Annotated in this window: 15 protein-coding genes and 1 pseudogene; 12 read left to right on the forward strand and 4 right to left on the reverse strand. The window is 37.6% G+C overall.

Annotated elements, in window-relative coordinates; all coding sequences use genetic code 11:
* The first annotated feature begins 22 nt into the window (after positions 1 to 22).
* The 5 genes from J8L73_RS06720 to J8L73_RS06740 all read left to right on the forward strand — a co-directional run bounded on the left by J8L73_RS06720 (position 23) and on the right by J8L73_RS06740 (position 2,935).
* Entirely contained in the window at positions 23 to 757 is a 735-nt protein-coding gene (locus tag J8L73_RS06720; protein WP_211015612.1) for a 1-(5-phosphoribosyl)-5-[(5-phosphoribosylamino)methylideneamino] imidazole-4-carboxamide isomerase, read from the forward strand.
* On the forward strand, positions 739 to 1,518 hold the full coding sequence (gene hisF, locus J8L73_RS06725) for an imidazole glycerol phosphate synthase subunit HisF (protein WP_211015614.1): 780 nt from the start codon (positions 739 to 741) through the stop codon (positions 1,516 to 1,518). Before J8L73_RS06720 ends, hisF begins: the two co-directional genes overlap by 19 nt.
* The gene (gene hisIE, locus J8L73_RS06730; protein WP_211015616.1) at positions 1,509 to 2,123 is read left to right on the forward strand and encodes a bifunctional phosphoribosyl-AMP cyclohydrolase/phosphoribosyl-ATP diphosphatase HisIE; all 615 of its coding nucleotides are present in this window, start codon (positions 1,509 to 1,511) and stop codon (positions 2,121 to 2,123) included. The genes hisF and hisIE overlap by 10 nt, the downstream gene beginning before the upstream one ends.
* 108 nt (positions 2,124 to 2,231) lie before the next feature.
* Positions 2,232 to 2,747: a hypothetical protein gene (locus tag J8L73_RS06735; RefSeq protein ID WP_211015618.1), complete on the forward strand. Its 516-nt coding sequence runs from the start codon at positions 2,232 to 2,234 to the stop codon at positions 2,745 to 2,747.
* A gap of 2 nt (positions 2,748 to 2,749) precedes the next feature.
* On the forward strand, positions 2,750 to 2,935 hold the full coding sequence (locus J8L73_RS06740) for a DUF1289 domain-containing protein (RefSeq protein ID WP_211015620.1): 186 nt from the start codon (positions 2,750 to 2,752) through the stop codon (positions 2,933 to 2,935).
* A 144-nt stretch (positions 2,936 to 3,079) separates the two neighbouring features.
* Here J8L73_RS06740 and J8L73_RS06745 read toward each other — a convergent pair.
* Positions 3,080 to 3,338, reverse strand: a pseudogene (locus tag J8L73_RS06745) (PLP-dependent transferase); the annotation flags it as partial.
* 362 nt (positions 3,339 to 3,700) lie between these two features.
* Here J8L73_RS06745 and J8L73_RS06750 point away from each other — a divergent pair.
* Entirely contained in the window at positions 3,701 to 4,321 is a 621-nt protein-coding gene (locus tag J8L73_RS06750; protein WP_211015622.1) for a hypothetical protein, read from the forward strand.
* Between the two features lie 203 nt (positions 4,322 to 4,524).
* Here J8L73_RS06750 and J8L73_RS06755 read toward each other — a convergent pair whose 3' ends face one another.
* From J8L73_RS06755 to J8L73_RS06765, 3 genes are all read right to left on the reverse strand, one after another.
* Positions 4,525 to 6,696, reverse strand: a complete 2,172-nt coding sequence (locus J8L73_RS06755; RefSeq protein ID WP_211015623.1) for a S46 family peptidase — start codon at positions 6,694 to 6,696, stop codon at positions 4,525 to 4,527.
* A 107-nt stretch (positions 6,697 to 6,803) separates the two neighbouring features.
* Positions 6,804 to 8,891, reverse strand: coding sequence for a bifunctional diguanylate cyclase/phosphodiesterase (locus J8L73_RS06760; RefSeq protein WP_211015625.1), 2,088 nt, complete (start codon positions 8,889 to 8,891; stop codon positions 6,804 to 6,806).
* Positions 8,892 to 9,060: 169 nt separating this feature from the next.
* Entirely contained in the window at positions 9,061 to 10,839 is a 1,779-nt protein-coding gene (locus J8L73_RS06765) for a PDZ domain-containing protein (RefSeq protein ID WP_211015627.1), read from the reverse strand.
* 204 nt (positions 10,840 to 11,043) lie between these two features.
* On the opposite strand from J8L73_RS06765, the gene J8L73_RS06770 reads away from it, so the two are divergent.
* The 6 genes from J8L73_RS06770 to J8L73_RS06795 all read left to right on the forward strand — a co-directional run bounded on the left by J8L73_RS06770 (position 11,044) and on the right by J8L73_RS06795 (position 18,168).
* The gene (locus J8L73_RS06770; RefSeq protein WP_211015629.1) at positions 11,044 to 12,579 is read left to right on the forward strand and encodes a GGDEF domain-containing protein; all 1,536 of its coding nucleotides are present in this window, start codon (positions 11,044 to 11,046) and stop codon (positions 12,577 to 12,579) included.
* A gap of 63 nt (positions 12,580 to 12,642) precedes the next feature.
* On the forward strand, positions 12,643 to 13,986 hold the full coding sequence (ppnN, locus tag J8L73_RS06775; protein WP_211001459.1) for a nucleotide 5'-monophosphate nucleosidase PpnN: 1,344 nt from the start codon (positions 12,643 to 12,645) through the stop codon (positions 13,984 to 13,986).
* A 10-nt stretch (positions 13,987 to 13,996) separates the two neighbouring features.
* Positions 13,997 to 14,770, forward strand: a complete 774-nt coding sequence (gene xni / locus J8L73_RS06780; RefSeq protein ID WP_211001458.1) for a flap endonuclease Xni — start codon at positions 13,997 to 13,999, stop codon at positions 14,768 to 14,770.
* 69 nt (positions 14,771 to 14,839) lie between these two features.
* Positions 14,840 to 15,223 carry a DUF3192 domain-containing protein gene (locus J8L73_RS06785; protein WP_211001457.1) on the forward strand — a complete coding sequence of 128 codons (384 nt, stop codon included), beginning with the start codon at positions 14,840 to 14,842 and terminating at the stop codon, positions 15,221 to 15,223.
* Between the two features lie 11 nt (positions 15,224 to 15,234).
* Complete coding sequence (locus tag J8L73_RS06790) at positions 15,235 to 16,923, forward strand: hypothetical protein (RefSeq protein WP_211015631.1); 1,689 nt, start codon at positions 15,235 to 15,237, stop codon at positions 16,921 to 16,923.
* 237 nt (positions 16,924 to 17,160) lie between these two features.
* Positions 17,161 to 18,168: an isocitrate dehydrogenase gene (locus tag J8L73_RS06795; RefSeq protein WP_211001455.1), complete on the forward strand. Its 1,008-nt coding sequence runs from the start codon at positions 17,161 to 17,163 to the stop codon at positions 18,166 to 18,168.
* Positions 18,169 to 18,221 lie beyond the last annotated feature (53 nt).

Genomic DNA, 18,221 nt, shown 5'->3' on the forward strand with positions numbered 1-18,221 from the left:
ACTAACAAAAAAGAGATTATTTGTGATTATTCCAGCATTAGACGTATTACAAAATCAAATTGTACGATTGTACCAAGGTAAATACGACACAGCACAGTTTTACCCTTTCGAACTTGGCGCGCGTTTAAAAGAATACGCCGACAGTGGCGCAGGTAAACTGCACCTTGTTGATTTAGAAGGTGCACGCGATCCAAGTAAAAAACAGTGGAAACATATTCAAGCTGCAACCAAAGCGCTTAACGTACACTATCAAGTGGGCGGCGGTATTCGCTCAGAGCAAGATGTAAGCGATTGGCTAAAAGCCGGTGCAAACCAAGTTGTTATTGGTTCAATGGCAGTAGAAAAACGCGAACAAGTAAAAGCCTGGATTGAGCAATTTGGCGCCGAGCACTTTGTAATTGCCCTTGATGTAAATAAAACAGCCACTGGCTGGGCACCTGCTACGCACGGTTGGTTAAGTGAATCTGAGTTTGGTTTACTTGAGCTTGTTGATTTTTATGTAAGCTTAGGTGTTATTGACTTTTTATGTACGGACATCAGTAAAGATGGCACCATGACAGGTCCATCATTTGAATTATATGAAGATTTAACTCGTCACAACAGCACCATTAAAGTGCAAGCCTCAGGTGGCGTAAGTTCACTTGATGATATTAAAAAACTTAAAGAGCTTGGCGTAGGCGGTGTTATTTTAGGTAAGTCACTACTTGATGACGCATTTAGCGTTGAGGAGGCGTTGGCATGTTATCAAAACGCATAATTCCGTGTTTAGATGTTAAAGACGGCCAAGTAGTAAAAGGCGTTAAATTTAAAGGCCATGAAGTTGTTGGTGATATTTTAACAATGGCAAAAGCATACAGCGATGCTGGTGCCGATGAACTGGTTTTTTATGAGATCAGCGCAAGTGTTGAAAAACGCTTACTTGACGTAAATTGGGTAGAGAGCATTGCTCGCCATATTGATATTCCATTTTGTGTGGCAGGTGGTATTAAATCGGTAGCTGATGCAGCCCGTGTTTTAGAGCGCGGCGCCGATAAAATAAGTATTAACAGCCCTGCTATTGCACGCCCAGAGCTTATAAAAGAGCTACACGATGAATTTGGTAAGCAATGTGTTGTTGTAGGTATTGATAGCTTTTATGATGAAATAACCGGCGAATACTTAGTGTATCAATTAACCGGCGATCCTAACGCATCAAGCCGCACACGTTATAAAACCGAGGAATGGGTTAAACGCGTGCAAGACTTAGGCGCAGGCGAAATTGTTTTAAACTGTATGAACCAAGACGGTGTACGTAATGGTTACGACAACGAACAGCTAAGTAAAATGCGCGCATTATGTAATATCCCACTTATCGCCTCTGGCGGTGCTGGCAGCATGCAAGATTTTGTAGACGTATTTAAACAAAGCGAAGTCGATGGCGCATTAGCAGCCAGTGTTTTTCACAAAAATGTGATTAACATTGGCGAATTAAAACAATTTTTAACAGATAACCAAGTGGCAGCAAGACTATGCAATTAACACAACAAAACCAAACCCAAGTTGATTTTGCTAAAAGCGAAATGATCCCTGCTATTGTTCAAGATGCCCGCTCTGGCGTTATTTTAATGCAAGGCTTTATGAACAGCGAAGCACTAAAGGTAACACTTGAAAGCAACAAAGTGACCTTTTATTCGCGCTCTAAATCGCGCTTATGGACTAAAGGCGAATCATCAAAAAACTACTTAAACGTGGTATCGGTTCATACCGATTGTGACTACGACTCAATTTTAGTACTGGCTAATCCAGAGGGCCCAACGTGTCACTTAGGCACACAAAGCTGCTTTGGCGATGATGCTAAACCAAGCTTAAGCTTTTTAGCACAATTAGAAGATGTCATTGTTGAGCGTAAAAACGACGACCCATCAAAAAGCTACACCGCTTCATTGTTTGCTAAAGACTTAAGCCGTAGCTGTCAAAAAGTAGGTGAAGAAGGCGTAGAAGTGGCACTTGCTGCAATGAAACACGATAACGATGAGCTAACTAATGAGTCAGCTGATTTAATTTATCACCTTACAGTATTACTACAACGCCAAGGCTTAGGCTTAGAAGACGTAGTTAAATGCCTGCAAGGTCGCCATAAATAGCATTAGTTGCGACTAACAAAGAGGCTCATATTTATATGGGCCTTTTTATTTTTACGGTAAATCACGTGTGATATAGTGCGTGGCTAAATTAATCGGTTACTGTGAACTATGAAAAACTATATTATTCTTCTTATTGTGTTTATTTTAGCGGGCTGTACCAGCAAAACTAATCAGACTACTACAACTAATCAGTCTGTAAAAACCACAGTAACACCTGATGAATGCAGCACCGTAAATAACCTTATAAGCAGTTATGAGTTTGGTTTTAATTCAATAAAAACAGATAAAGTAAATAACCAGTTTACTAATCAATGGCGCACGAATACTCATATGATTGGAGCAAACTGTACTGTTACTTTAAATAAGTCAGAGCAAGTAAGCTACCAATGCCAAACACCTGTTAAAACACAAACTCAAACAATAAAGTCTCATCAAAAAATTGCTAAGCAATTACGCCAATGCTTAACCAAAACAGGTTGGTTTGAAAGCCAAAAAGAAACAGCAAGTTCAATTTACAGCACCTTTGTACTTGATACTAAAACCCCTGTTATTACACTTTCTACAATTCAAGAAGGCAACGGGTTTTCTACTCGCTTTGAAATTGCACCACCGTTAGGACTTTAACAATGCGCAAATCAAATCAAAACAAAAAACCATCTAAATTAAAAACCGACTGTTTAGGCATATGTGAACGCCGCAGTGGTTTTTGTACTGGCTGCGGACGTACTAACGAAGAAATTTTTGATTGGATAATATTATCTGAAGATGAAAAAAAAGTAATTTTAGAAATACCAAGAGCTGATTTAAAATAACCATTAGTTAGAAGCTCGAAAATTCGAGCCCAAATATTGTGTATATTTATAGTAACTTTAGTAACTGCGAGCTTGGTACATCAGTACGCGCTAATAATGCTGACGTTACTGCAATTTTGCTTTTTAACTTATCCATTTTTCAGACGTAATAGCAGCCATCCCAGAGGCAACAGCCAGCCCACCAATGCCCCTTCCATCGCGGCAATACGTTGTTCAAGTACGGCATTAGTTGGGTTCATTATGGGGTGTAAATATTTCCAGGTACTTTTAAATCGAATAAATCAGCGCCATGCTGCGTGTTATCAAATGTATAAGAAGAAGTATTGTAAATAGGCACGGCTGCCGACTTAGTCGTAGCCTCAGATTCGTAACCGTGGTGCGGTGCTAATGACTCTAATTTCATAATTATTCCCTTCAATTAATTTACCACTAAGCTAGCACTTCTTGGTTATAAAATTCACATGAAATATATTAAAGGATATCGAGGTGATTTGATTTAAGTTAAAGGCAGGTCAGAGCGATAAGCGGTCATTGAAAAAGTTAAATTTATTCCTGTGTTTTAAGTAGAAATCTAATTTTGTCCAATAACATTATTAAACGCCGTTTTGGGGCAAAATAACATGCTTAATTTCTAGCTGTTTTAATTACTTGTTTACAAAGGTAATTATTGGTGAAATTATCATGGTATGTAATATAGGCCGTTTTGGTGTGTTATAAACCACCAAAATGGTGTTCAATAAGCTGTTAGTTTTACAAGGAAGTATGGTGTTTCAATCAAGCCAAGTATTTATAGATAATATTCATAAGCGTTTTCAATTCTTAAGGCAGTTTGGCTTTGAGAGCAAACCACCTAAAACTTTTAGAGACGAAACATCAATTTGTTATACGTCCTCTATTCTTATGGTTGTCTTTTGTCATAGTAGCTATAACGATGCTTATCGGTGTGTGATTGGAAAACCTGATATTGATTACCCTAAAAATCCTGTTTCCCTCGCTGAGTTGCTTAAAGAACTTGAAAGTAAACCAGAGCTACCAAAAGACTCTGCTCAAGCTATTCAAAAAACCTCAGAAATAATGAAGAATGAGTTGAAAGAACTCCTAAATGGAAAATTAGATTTAATTTCAAAAGTTTGGGCTAAAGAGGAATCAGCGGAACGAGATTTATATAGCTATCAAAAAGAAGTGGCATTGAATTGTGAGACAATTGGCAATGCTGAGATATTAGAAATACCAAATACGGTAGAGGCGTTGGGCAGTAATTTTCTGGAGCGCTTCTCAGAGCACGATTTGTCACAAAAAACTACTTGGGTAGTTATTACAAAACTGGCAGACTTTAATTGTAATAGCTATGAACTGGCAAAAGAAATAGCCCGGCAGCATAAGTAAAACTAACAAGCCAATCAAGTCGGACGCCTAACAGTTGGCTGCGTTCACTTCGTTCACAATTTTAGCCAACTATTATTCGCCGCTTATTGGGGCGTTACGAACGTCCGGAAATGGCACTTTGCAGTCATAAATAAGCGAATCAAACACCTACAAAAAAGGCGCTTCCTTTACGGTAAGCGCCCTTCTGTTATCTCACTAATGACTTATTTTACGATTGTCATTTCGTCTAACAAGTTTTGTGCATTATCTACTTTATCCATTACCCACAGCATGTAGCGTGAATCAACGTGGATTGAGCGATTAAGCTCAGGGTTGTAATCCCAGTCACCAATAATACTTTCGTAAACACCGTCAAACAGTAAGCCTACAAGCTCTGCTTTACCGTTAAGCGTTGGCGACCCTGAGTTACCACCCGTAGTGTCTACATTTGATAAAAAGTTAACGGGTACTGTATTCATGCCACCCGTGTAGTCACCGTAAAGCTTGGCTTTAATTTGCTCTTGTAACTTTTTAGGTGCATTAAATGGGTCAACATCAGTGTTTTTAGCTAGTAACCCTTCAAGCGATGTAAAGGGAGTTGCTACCAAGCCATCTTGAGGTGAGTAGCCACCTACGGTGCCATAGGTTACACGGAGTGTGCTGTTGGCATCGGCGTAGACAGGTTTGTTTTTAGCTTTGTTAAACGCAATGATTGCGCTCATTAGCTCTGGGCGAGCTGCTTGTAATTTACCTGCAAGTGCTTTTGATTTATCTTCCTGTGCTTTCATTACTTTGAAGATTGCTTTAGCGTACTGCACAAATGGGTCTTGGCTTTGATTTAGCTGGCTAAACGATTGCTCAAATAATGAATTGCGAACAGTGGCATTATCAAGTCTTGACTGCTCATACATGCTATCAAGTAATGCGCTTTGAGTTGCTTTATCAAACCCATTTTGTACTTTAAATACTTTATCAACATCGCTAAAACGCTCTTCTTTTGGAAGTGCTGCATACAGTTCTAAAAAGTGCAGTAAAATAGCTTTGCCTACTTTGCTATCATAGCGGCGTGTCATTCGCTCAAGCCCTGCTTTAATACGCGGTAGGTCACGTTCTTGATAACCAGATTCACGTTCGCTATTAGGCTTTTGTTTTTCGTAAGCTAAGCGGTATAAACGTCGTGCTGTACTGATCATTTGCGAGCGATGTACATAACCTAACATACGGTCACGTTCACTGTGCTCTTGTGATTGCGCAATTAGATCAGATAGCTCACCTAATACGCTTCCGTATTGTTCTTTACGCTCACTATCGCTATTGATCCATTGTGTTAACTCTTGCTCAAACTGTTTTTTGCGCTCAAGCATAGTGCCTTTTTTAAAATTTTCGATCATCGAACCAAAGTTTTTAATATAGTTGTTATAACCTGCAATGGTGCTTTCGTAAGCAATACGCGCTTTACTGCCGTCTTCTGAATTTTCTTCAATAAGCGACACGTATTTTGAATTATGCTCACGTGCTTTAGGGTAGCTGTCGTTAAATACGTTATCTACCTCTGTTGCAATACGGTATCGGTTAGTACGCCCTGGGTAGCCTGTAACCATTACAAAGTCGCCTTCTTGCACGCCTTTAGCACTTACTTTTAGGTAAGAGTCCGGTACGTAAGGTACGTTGTCTTCGCTGTACTCAGCTGGTTTTCCATCTTTGCCTACATAAGCACGGTAAAAACCAAAGTCGCCTGTGTGACGCGGCCACATCCAGTTATCTATATCGCCACCGTATTTACCTACGCCCATAGCTGGTGCGTAAGATAAACGTACGTCTTTAATTTCAAGTGACTTAATTAGGTAAAACTCTAAACCACCATGAAACGAATACACATTACAACGATAGCTTTCATCGGCTTCACACTGGGCTACTAGCGCTTTTTCGTTTTTTACTATTGCGTCGTAGCGTGCTTTAGCGCTTAGTTTTTCAATACCTTTATTAACTTTGTCAGTCACATTAGTAACTTTTTCTGTGACGTATACGCGTGACCCCGGGGCTGCTGGTAAATCCTCAGCAGGACTTTTTGCTAAAAAACCATTTTCTAAAATGTTGTTCTCAGGTGTTGAATTATATTGAACAGAGCCATAAACACAGTGATGATTTGTAACCACTAAGCCTTTTGGCGATACAAACGATGCTGTACAGCCACCTAGGCTAATTACCGCATTCATTGGGAATTCGGTTAATTTAGAAATAGACTCAACATCAATTTCAAGCCCTTTGGCTTTTAAAGTTGATTCTAACTCTGGAAGTTGGTGTGGTTGCCACATGCCCTCGTCGGCTATGGCACTACTTGAAAGTGATAGTGCAAGTGTGGCTGCGAGTGTAGCTACAAGAGGTTTTAAACGCATTATAGAATCCTTTTTATTTGTTTCTATAACAGGTTACTTGTGAGTTGCTAATGAGGTTGTAGTGGTCAATAGCCGTACAATAATTTGTTACAACATAACATTCCAGTTTACTTTAGATACTCCGATGAGTATTTAAGTAGCTCCGCTGCTGGTATTGGTTTGCTAAAATAAAAGCCTTGCATAAAATCACAGTCTAGCTCTTTTAATAAGTTGTGCTGTTCTTGTGTCTCTACGCCTTCAGCCACCACTTTAAGCCCTAAACTATGGGACATAGAGACAATTGCTTTTACTAGGTTTCTATCTTCACTATTTAAAATTATACCGTCGATGAAGCTTCTATCTATTTTGAGCACATTAAATGGGTATTCCCGTAAATAACTTAATGATGAATAGCCTGTGCCAAAGTCATCCATTGATAAGTTAATACCTAAAGCCGCTATTTCTGTTAATAAATCCACAACATTTGTGTGGCAACTCATCAATACTCCCTCTGTAATTTCAAGCTCTAAACGTTCAGGATCTATATTAGTTTCGCTGAGTAAATTTTGAATAAAGCTTAGTAACCCAACATCTCTAAATTGACGAGGAGATAAATTAACAGCCATAGTGTACTTGTGTTTGCATTTAGAGCTACATTGCCAGGTATTTAAAAAGTGTACTGCTTGGTTCATTACAAACTTACCAATGGGCACAATTAATCCTGTATTTTCGGCAATAGGTATAAACTCATCAGGTGTTACATTACCTAAAATAGGGTTATGCCAACGCAATAATGCTTCTGCACCAACTATCGCTTCGCTTTTTACATCAAATTGAGGTTGGTAATACAGTTCAAACTCGTGCCGTTCAAGCGCACTGCGCATTTGATCTTCTATTAAAAGTCGACGTTGAATAATCGCATTCATTTTTTTTGTGAAAAATGAATAAGTATTACGGCCATAAGACTTAGCTTGGTACATTGCGGTATCTGCATTTCTTAATAAATCAGAAACCGTAGTACCATTTTCTGGGTATATTGCCACGCCAATACTGGTAGTAAGTACAAGTTCTCGATTTTCTATTTTAAAAGGGGTTCTAAAATTATTAAGTAGTTTTTCAGTGATTCTAAGTGCAGAGTGATGATCCTTTATATCTCTAAGCAATATAATGAACTCATCTCCACCTAAACGCCCTACCGTATCTTCTTTTCGTAATTCGTGTTGTAATCTTTGTGCTGAATCAATTAAAAGTTTATCGCCTGTTTCGTGTCCTAAAGAATCATTAATTTTTTTAAAATCATCTAAATCCAAAAAAAGTACTGCAGCTTTTTCATTATTTCTTTGTGCTTCTATAAGTAGTTGCGACAACCGATCTAGTGATAAAAATCGGTTAGGCAGTAACGTTAAACTATCGTAATAAGCCTGGTGTCTAATTAACTCATCTGATTTATGTTGCTCAGTAATATCTCTAATAATGACTATTAGCTGATTGTGTTTAGCTATTTTGTTTATTCTTGCTTCAAAAAAAACGTCGCCATGCGGCATCGATAATTCATATTTAAAGTTCATCATCTCTTCTTTTTCTAAAACAAGACTGATGTAAGTTTCAAACTTTTTAGCTACATCTGCGGGTAGTACATCTCCAATTTTTTTGCCAATGAATTGTTTTGGTTCGGTGTATAAATCTGTTTCATTACTCGCGTGATATTGTAAAATAGTGCCGTCATTTTCCATTAAGAAAAATAAGTCGGGAATTGCGCCAAAAATAGTTTTTAGCATATGCTCATTAAATGATGCATCAGCTTGTGCTTTTTTTACATCAGATAAATCAATATCAATACAGTACATTTGTTTTGTATTATATTGATTTGTAAACATAACGTGGCTAGAAAAAACAGATACACTTGTTCCATTTTTACATTGTAATGTTATTTCCGACGCTGGGATCTCTATACCATCATTAATCCAATTAGAATGAGCGTTAATAACCACTTCACGCATTGGCGCTGGAATAATTAAATCTTCAAGTTTCTTTCCTTTCGCTTCCTCTTCGGTAAAGCCATAAAGTTGCTCACTTCCCTTATTCCAATATATTACTCGCCTGTTTTGGTCATATCCTTGTACAGAAATAACATCTATAGCATCAAATAGTTGGTGAAGAGGATCATTAATCACATACTGGTGAATGAGTTTATTTATATTTTGTTCAGATTCCATGTCAGCAGGCTATCCAATGTTTGAAAAGGTTTAATAGTAAGAGCAAAGTATTAGCTTACTCGCCTTAACTTTAATTTAAAAGTTAGAGAATGCATACAAAATATAAACTTTATTTAAAATAAAAAAGGAGCCAAGGCTCCTTTTAAATAAATATTAAAACAAATTGTAATTATTTGTTTATTGGATGATCCACACCAATCCATGCTTTAAATAAAGCTTTTTGCTCAGGTGTTGCATCTTTATTCGCGACAACTTTTTTAGGTTTATCGTAATCTTTTGATAAAACTAACGTTAAGCTTTCAAGAGCATCTCGACGAATATAATCAATAGTCACCTCATCGCCTGCTTTAAACGTTTCTAAGGTACTTTTAAGATCTTTGCCTACATGTTTTTTATTAATAGCAACAATTTTGTCGTCAGTTGTTAAGCCAGCCTGCCATGCACTGCCACCGCGTTTAACATAGTTAAGCGTTAACAGCTCACCCGTACTTTTAGCACTAGCATCAATGCTTGCAACTACTTTAGCTTTTTCAGGACGCTCAAGCTTTAAACCAACTTTTGCAAGTAGCTCATCAAAATCAATCGTTGCAGGAGAGTCTACATTTTCTTTCCACCACATTGAATAATCGCGACCAGTCAAATCTTTTAATATATTCAGTACATCATTTTGAGTAAAACCAGCTGGCATTTTGTGTTTGTTATAAAGTGCTTTATGTACGTCACGGTAGCTTATTTTACCTCGACTTTTTTCTAGCAAATCAATATCCAAGGCAAGTGAAAGTAATGAACCTTCCAAGTATATATTTGTACTATAATTACGCGCGTGGTCACCACCTTGGTTTATCCACTTATCAAAGCTTGTTTCACTTGCACTTTGTACTTCTCGACCTGGTGTTTGTAAGTGTCGGTTAATTGTTTTACTCATCACTTTAAAAAATTCATCTGTGGTTTCTATACCAGAGCGAACTAATAAATGATCTTCAAAATAACTTGTAGAACCTTCTGCAATCCATAGTAATTTTGAGTAGTTTAAATTTGTGTAATCATAGGGTACTAGACCTTGAGGGCGATACGCTTTAACATTCCATGTATGCACAAATTCATGGGCAGCTGTGCTTATAAACCCAAGGTAATCTTCGCGACTAGCATAACGATTTCTAGGACGCTGTATAATGGTTGAATTTAAATGTTCAGTTGCACCACCCGCTCCCGAAGTTGCATGAACCATAAATACATATCGCTCATACGGATAGCTATCCCATATAACATTACCTGTAGTAACCAGCTTTTTTAAATCAGTTAGCATTAATTGCTCGTCGTAATTACCTTCTCCCCAAATGACAAGTTCGTATTTTCGCCCCTCGACTTCAAATTTATGCAACTTGTTGATACCGGTTTCTATAGGCGAGTCAACTAGTACATCGTAATCAGCAGCCTTAAAGCTATGCTCATTAGTATTGTTTTGCATGCCTGATACAGAACGCCATTTTTTAGGTACTTCTAGATTGACAGTGACAGGCTCTTGTCTAAATGACTCACTAAACATGAAAAACCCTGATGCATCGACAAATGCATGGCTGTCGTCAATATGACGAGCGCGTTTACCAAGTTCATTTGCATATACCTGATAATCAATATTCACTTGCGTTGGCTTATCTAGGTGTACCCGCCACGTGCTGTGATCTATTTTTTCCCATTTTAGTGCGTCGCCTTCACTATCTTTTGCATCAAAGTAACGAACACCATTTGCTAAATTTAAAATTTCATAGCGGCCTGTGCGCCAAGCTGGAAGCTTGATATCAAGGTGAGACTGCGCTGTTTTTGGAAACTCTACACTTACATCACCTAAATGATGTTGTGGCTGCGAAATGTTTAAAGAATAATTTACATCAGCAAATACTGGCGCTGAACAAGCAGCTAAAATTGACAAGGCTAATAACTTTTTCATGGACACTCTTAGTGGTAACTTAATTACAAGTAAGGTTAACAACCTCATTGTTAAAAGTGAATTAAATACGATAAGTTGCTCTGTATACGAGTTTATACGTAGTAACTTACAAAAAATTCTAAGATTTTAACTAGATAACTACACTTAATAAAATTTTGTTGTAAACTGAACTTAATGAAACCAACACAATGGCGGTATGCTTAGGTGACTGATAAATCTAACGCTACAGATAAAAAATTGAAACAAGCTATTGATGCTCGTATGGCAGTTGAAACAGCCCGAAAATACCAAGTTGATACTTTATCTAATTTAGCTGCAAAATTGTCTTTAAGTTGCAAAGGCTTAGATACAGAACTCGACAATAGATTAGCTAAATTTCGCTCTGCATTAGTCAAGGGTGTAAGCTTTGAAGATTTATTGCCATTAATTGAAGAGTTAGTTGGCTTATTACAAAACCAAGAAGCGGTGCAATTAGCGCAGCAAAGAGACTTATTTTTAAGTGTTCAGAATGCTGGTAAGCAATTACAAAAAACAAAAGGCTTACCTGATGAAACTCGTCGCACTTTGCGTCATTTGTTAGATCATGAAATCAGTAACGTTCAATCTACACACGATTATATTCCATTATTAGACCAGCTTATTCGTTTTTATCACCAGGCGCTTAATACTAAGCTTACCACCAGCCAAAATGAAGAAAACTCGGCCTCCTCAACATTGGCAAAGCAGTTGTTAGAGCTTGCAGATGAGTTAGTTCTTGAAGATGAATCGACTGGTCAAATAAAAGCAATAAAAAATTCAATCACTGATAACGACTGCCTCGAGCACCTTCTTGATGCAGCCATTAAAATAATAAGCGTTGTAGTCAAAAATATTAATAAAGAGCGCCAATCAGCACAGAGCTTCTTAACGTCTCTTAATCAAACACTAGAAGAGCTTCATCACTCCATCGTATCTACTAGTAAGCATTCTGAATCAATGAGTGTTGAGTTTAATGTTTTAAACAAAAGTATTGAAAATAAAATTAAAAACCTTAATGAGCAAACTCAAAAAGCTACGTCTATCTCTTCACTAAAAGAGCTGGTTGATAACGAGTTAAAATCGTTAAGTGAAGACTTTATTGCCAAAGAAAAACTAGAGCGACAAGACAGAGAAATGCTCAGTACGAGTTTTAAAGAAATAAATACAAGAATTGGTAATTTAGAGAGCAAGTTAACTACTTATAAAAAACGCTTGAACGAACAACGTTTTAAAAGTCTACTTGATGGGCTGACTAAATTACCTAATCGTGCGGCATTTGACGAGCGCTATAATCATGAAATGCACTTGTTTAATGTACAACCGTCAGATGTTACCCTTGCCGTTATTGATGTAGACCATTTTAAATCAATTAATGACCGATTTGGTCACACTGCGGGTGATATTACACTACAGGTTATTTCTAAAGCACTACAAAAATCGATAAGAAAATCTGATTTTATAGCCCGATATGGTGGTGAAGAATTTGTGTTACTAATGCCGGGGGTGTCATTAGAAAACGCCGCCTTACCTTTAGACAAGGTAAGAAAAGTTATTAAAAATATTCCTTTTAAATTTAGAGAAAAGCAAATTGAGATCACCATATCTGTTGGTGCAACTCAATTTAAAAAAGGCGATACCCCGCTCAAAGCATTTGATAGAGCAGATGACGCCCTTTATGAAGCAAAAAATTCTGGTCGGGATCGCCTTTGCACTAGTAAGTAATAAATTATGAACATTTAATTTATTACCAAGCAGTTTACTATTTTAGCCTCAAGGAGAACGCCGATGTTAATACAGTTAAACCCTACAGGGGTTTTAGATTTACTGTCGCAATTAGAAGTGGATTTATTAGAGCAATCTTCCGCTAGCGAGCGTTATAAATTATTTAGAAACTGTGCGCTTGCAGTACTTAACGTAGGTAGTCATACCGATGCAAGTAACGAAATTTATGACAAATACCAAGACTTCGACATTCGATTAATTAGTCGTGAACGCGGTATTAAAATTGAGCTAGAAAACCCACCTCATACAGCCTTTGTTGATGGCGAAATAATTACTGGTATCCACGAACATATTTTTTCGGTTATTCGCGACATTTTATTTATTTGCCAAAAATATGAAAAAGACCTCAAAGAGCAAAAAACTATCACACATATGGTTTTCGATATGCTTAGAAATGCGGGGGCTTTGCGGGTTAATAGCGAACCAGACATGATAGTTTGCTGGGGCGGCCACTCAATCAATGAAGTTGAATACAAATACACTAAGCAAGTAGGCTATGAGCTTGGTCTTCGTGGATTAAACATTTGCACAGGATGCGGACCAGGTGCTATGAAAGGCCCAATGAAAGGTGCAACCATTGGCCATGCTAAACAACGTAATATTGATAACCGTTATTTAGGCCTTACAGAGCCAAGCATTATTGCTGCCGAGCCGCCAAATCCTATTGTTAATGAACTTGTTATTTTGCCAGACATTGAAAAACGCTTAGAAGCATTTATAAGAACAGCTCACGCAATTATTATTTTCCCAGGTGGTGCAGGAACTGCAGAAGAATTACTCTACCTTTTAGGAATTTTACTTCACCCTGATAACGCTAAACAGTGTTTACCTGTCATTTTAACAGGACCAAAAGAAAGTGAAGATTACTTTAATGAGCTCTGTGAGTTTATTAAAATGACTTTAGGTAGTGAGGCACTCGATAAATTTGAAGTTATTATAGATAACCCTGAACTTGTAGGCCAAAAGCTAAAATCGGCCATGGCAAGCGTACGTAATTATCGTAAAAGTGAAGGTGATGCTTATTACTTTAATTGGACACTTAAAATTGATAACAATTTTCAGCAACCGTTTGCCCCTACCCACGAAAATATGGCAAACCTTGATTTGCATCTTGAACAACCAAAACAACAGTTAGCGGCTAATTTGCGTCGTGCGTTTTCTGGTATTGTTGCTGGAAATGTAAAAGACGAAGGTGTTAAAGCCATTAAGCAAAATGGTCCATATGTTTTAAGTGGCGAACCAGCCCTTATGGAAAATATGGATACCTTATTACAAGCATTTGTTGATCAAGGCCGTATGAAACTCCCTGGCAGCAAGTACGTTCCGTGTTACAAAATAAAAGCATGAGTTTTATAGTTTGAAACCCCAATTACTTCTTATCGATGCGCTTAATTTAATTAGGCGCATTTACGCTGTTGATGCTAATCAAAAACACCACAGTGACGCACAAATGATTGAATCTTGTTGCTCACGCGTTGCCCACGCATGTAAAAAACTACTTAAAAGCAGTAATGCAACACATGCTATTGCGGTCTTTGATGGAGATAGAAGCTGGCGCTACCATTTTTATAAAGATTACAAACATTCACGCGCACCAATGCCACAAATGCTAAAAGACGCGTTGAAAGATTTTAAAGCAGCAATAGAGCAAACAGGCATTGTTGTGTTTGAACCTATTAACGATGAAGCGGACGATATAATAGCAACGCTTGCTTACAAAGCCGCCAGTAATCAAATAAGTAATATTGTTGTATCAACAGATAAAGGGTTTTTGCCGCACATTGGCCCTTATATTAGCGTTTATGATTACTTTAAAAAGTTATACCTTGATGAAGCAAGTATAAAAGAGCGTTTTGGAGTAGAGAAACATAAGCTGGTTGATTTTTGGGCTTTAGCAGGAGATAAAACCAATGATATACCCGGCGTTAAAGGTATTGGCACAAAGTCTGCGCAGCAGTTAGTAAATAACTATAGCTCTGTAGAGCAAGCGCTAGAGGATGACTCTTTAGCCCCGAGTATTAAAAATAAGCTTGCCGTTAATATGGATATGTACGTTATTTCAAAACACTTGGTTAGTTTACGTACCGATATAAATTTAGGCTTTAGTTTAAAGCAGTTAAGACTAAGTTAGTCGCAAGCTTATAGCCTGCGTTACCATCAATACGTATACTACTATTAGTTACAGCAGCCAGAGTTAAGCATGTTTAAAAAGTTTATTAGGTATTTAATTTTAGGTTTAGGGCTATACGCGCTCATAGCAGCATCTGTGATCATGTTTTATAAAGACGATCCGCAAGCTATGATCTGGCAAGACCGTGAAGCATTTAATAAACGTTTTATAGAAAAACTATCTCTTGAGGAACCGACTACTTTAAATAGTGTGCTTGATTACTTAGGCAGCCCCGATTTAACTTATGCTAAACGCGATGGAGAGCAGGTTTTTCAAATTGTTTTTTATCGTACACAACATAAAACATCTGACGGTATTACAACAATGGATGAATGTACTGGATTACTTTTTAAAAATGGTCAGCTATTTCTATGGGGCCCGAGTGCTTATAACAAATACCAAGAACAAAATTAGGTGCAGGTTTAATGCTAGAAGCCGTATCTACCACCTTAGAGCAACTACTTAATAATACGCAGTTATTTTTAAGTAGTTATAATAATAAGAAAAAGTGGGCAGCCATCTACCCTATGGCAAATAAGCTCGCCGAGCAATATAGAACGCTCTATGATGAACACCCCCATGCGCTTCAAGCACGGCTTACGCTTTACAATCCAAGTTATTCATACGCTATAAACCTCGTTATTGTACAGTGTGTTGTCACTGCAGCTTTGTGTAAATCTCAAAGCTACGACTCAAAGCTAAGCGAGCTTTATATTAGCGCCGCGCTTATTGAACATTTATGTGTTAGTCCTCAGTTAAACAAGTTAGGTAATCAAGATGAGTTTACCGATACAGATAAACATATTTGGAAGATGCGTCATAAACTAGCCGCAAAGATTATGCTGACTGCAGGAGAGCCAGCCCAGCACGTTGCGCAATTGCTCGCTAAGCTAAACAAATACAAGCACGCATTGGTGAGTACCCCAAAAATTATGCTTTATGATGGCGGTATTACATTACTTGCCATTGCAAATATCATTGCAATGAACATTAGTAACAATTCGCAAAAAAAGCACATAAGCACATATAAAGCATTGAGTGATTTATATATTCGTACTCCAAACTTATTTGCCCTAGAACTCATTAAATCACTAGTTGCTCATTTAGGTCCGTTATTACCAGGTAGCCGAGTAAACCATGCTGCCCAATCAATGATTTATTTAGCGACAGACCCCCAAGGGAAGCATGTATTAATAAGTACTGAAAATCCTAAAAAACTTACATGGTACAAAGTTAAAGCATCCTTTAGCGACAACGCAAAACAATGGAAGTGCGTAAGTAAAAGCATCAGCTTTACCGCATTTAACAGCGAGCATGTAAAAACAAACAGTTCCACGCATGAAGATAAAGCACAAGTGCTACTTAATTTAGTAAGCCATATTAAATTACAGCATGAATATAGCTTTAAAGGGTTAAGCCAGCTAATGGCAGCCCACCCACTGGTGGTTGCAAATTTATGTGAAGCAGTAAAGCCCTACAACAAAGAGTATCAAGCTGCTAAAGATTTAAAGCACAGTCTGTCAATGGTCGGCTATTATAACGCGCCAGCTATAATACAACGTGTTGTATTTGAACAGCTTGTTAATGTTACCCCCCACCCTTTACATGCCTATATTGTTAATAGATTAAATGCACTGGTAAAAATAATGGCTTTGCTGGTAAGTAAAAATAAACACGATCAGTTTGAGCATATAACATTGCCCTTATACGCATACACACATTTTTTACTAACACAGTGCAGTACATCACTCTCTCGTAAAACATTAATAGATGGTACCCCTAATAAAATATTGAGTGCACCCATATGCTCATTTTTTGGCGTTAAAGAAGTTAATTCTGATGTACTAACTCAGCAATTAACTCATCTATTAAGTGATAACCGATGGACTATGTCATTATTAGAAGCAGAGCAAACACCTAAAAAACATTTAACTAACTCTCAAAAGCTATGGGTGTCACTTAAAATAATTGCACAAATCGTTTTTAAACCAGACCTTGAAATAAGTGCTTGGCAAAAGCAAACATTAAACGAGCAACTAAAAATACAAAAGTGGCATGACGAAACAGATTTCAATCAACATTTAGCTGCTTTGGGTATATTCGATAGTATTTAACCTAAATTGCGAATAATAAATTTAATTTACGTTGAGTAATGGTTATTTAATATTTCTATACCCACTATAAATGGTATTTATATCCAGTATTTACTGTATAAACTAGCAAAATGGGTGATAAATTGGTATAAATGCGCCCTTAAATTTTCAAGCACGTTCACATAAATGACCTAACAAGCAGTTACTCTCTCAGAGTAATAATTTATGTGCAAATCAAACTCTTTAAAGGAAAAGTCAATGGCCAAACAAACCATCACAGTGATCAAAGGCGACGGCATCGGTCCGAGCATTATCGACTCAGCACTTGAAATATTAAAAGCCGCAGGTTGCGACTTTGATTATGAATTTGTTGATGCAGGCCTTGCAGCACTTGAAAAAACAGGTGAGCTACTTCCACAAGAAACAATTGATACAATAGCTAAAAATAAAATCACTTTAAAAGGCCCATTAACTACGCCTGTAGGTGAAGGTTTTACGTCTATTAACGTTACACTGCGTAAGCAATTTGGTTTATACGCAAATGTACGCCCTGTAAAATCGTTTGTTGGTACTAAAGCACGTTACGACGATATTGATATCATCACTATTCGTGAAAACACGCAAGGTATGTACTCAGGTGCAGGCCAAGTAGTTAGCGAAGATGGCAACGAAGCTGAAGCAAAATCAATTATCACCCGTGAAGGCGCAGAAAAAATTGTAACGTTTGCTTACGAGCTTGCAATACGTGAAGGCCGTAAAAAAGTAACAGCGGTACATAAAGCTAACATCTTAAAATCAACATCAGGCTTATTTTTAAAAGTAGCCCGTGAAGTAGCTGAGCGTTACCCACAAATTGAGTCAACAGAAATGATTGTTGATGCAACATGTATGAAACTTGTAATGACACCAGAAGAGTTTGACGTTGTTGTAACAACTAACTTATTTGGTGATATTTTATCAGACTTATGTGCAGGTTTAGTGGGTGGTTTAGGTATGGCTCCAGGCGCTAACATTGGTGAAGATGCGGCTATTTTTGAAGCTGTACACGGTAGTGCGCCAGATATCGCAGGTAAAAACCTAGCTAACCCTACATCAGTAATCTTAGCGTCTATTCAAATGCTTGAGCATTTAGATATGGGCGACACTGCAGAGCGTATTCGTAGCGCTGTAGCTGATGTAATTAAATCAGGTGATCGTACAACACGTGATTTAGGCGGCAGCCACGGTACTACAGACTTTACTCAATCAGTGATTGATCGTCTTTAAAAAGTAGCCGCTTAATAGCGGCTTCTATTTGAACGTTAAAAAGCCAGCTATGC

It is taken from the genome of Pseudoalteromonas sp. MMG006 (assembly GCF_018101025.1).
Taxonomy (GTDB): domain Bacteria; phylum Pseudomonadota; class Gammaproteobacteria; order Enterobacterales; family Alteromonadaceae; genus Pseudoalteromonas.

What these genes read in the sequence shown, in the direction of transcription:
- hisF (WP_211015614.1), top strand. Translation starts at nt 739, where the DNA reads ATGTTATCAAAACGCATAATTCCGTGTTTAGATGTTAAAGACGGCCAA.
- hisIE (WP_211015616.1), top strand. Translation starts at nt 1,509, where the DNA reads ATGCAATTAACACAACAAAACCAAACCCAAGTTGATTTTGCTAAAAGC.
- J8L73_RS06735 (WP_211015618.1), top strand. Translation starts at nt 2,232, where the DNA reads ATGAAAAACTATATTATTCTTCTTATTGTGTTTATTTTAGCGGGCTGT.
- J8L73_RS06740 (WP_211015620.1), top strand. Translation starts at nt 2,750, where the DNA reads ATGCGCAAATCAAATCAAAACAAAAAACCATCTAAATTAAAAACCGAC.
- J8L73_RS06755 (WP_211015623.1), bottom strand. Translation starts at nt 6,696, where the DNA reads ATGCGTTTAAAACCTCTTGTAGCTACACTCGCAGCCACACTTGCACTA.
- J8L73_RS06760 (WP_211015625.1), bottom strand. Translation starts at nt 8,891, where the DNA reads ATGGAATCTGAACAAAATATAAATAAACTCATTCACCAGTATGTGATT.
- J8L73_RS06765 (WP_211015627.1), bottom strand. Translation starts at nt 10,839, where the DNA reads ATGAAAAAGTTATTAGCCTTGTCAATTTTAGCTGCTTGTTCAGCGCCA.
- ppnN (WP_211001459.1), top strand. Translation starts at nt 12,643, where the DNA reads ATGTTAATACAGTTAAACCCTACAGGGGTTTTAGATTTACTGTCGCAA.
- J8L73_RS06785 (WP_211001457.1), top strand. Translation starts at nt 14,840, where the DNA reads ATGTTTAAAAAGTTTATTAGGTATTTAATTTTAGGTTTAGGGCTATAC.
- J8L73_RS06790 (WP_211015631.1), top strand. Translation starts at nt 15,235, where the DNA reads ATGCTAGAAGCCGTATCTACCACCTTAGAGCAACTACTTAATAATACG.
- J8L73_RS06795 (WP_211001455.1), top strand. Translation starts at nt 17,161, where the DNA reads ATGGCCAAACAAACCATCACAGTGATCAAAGGCGACGGCATCGGTCCG.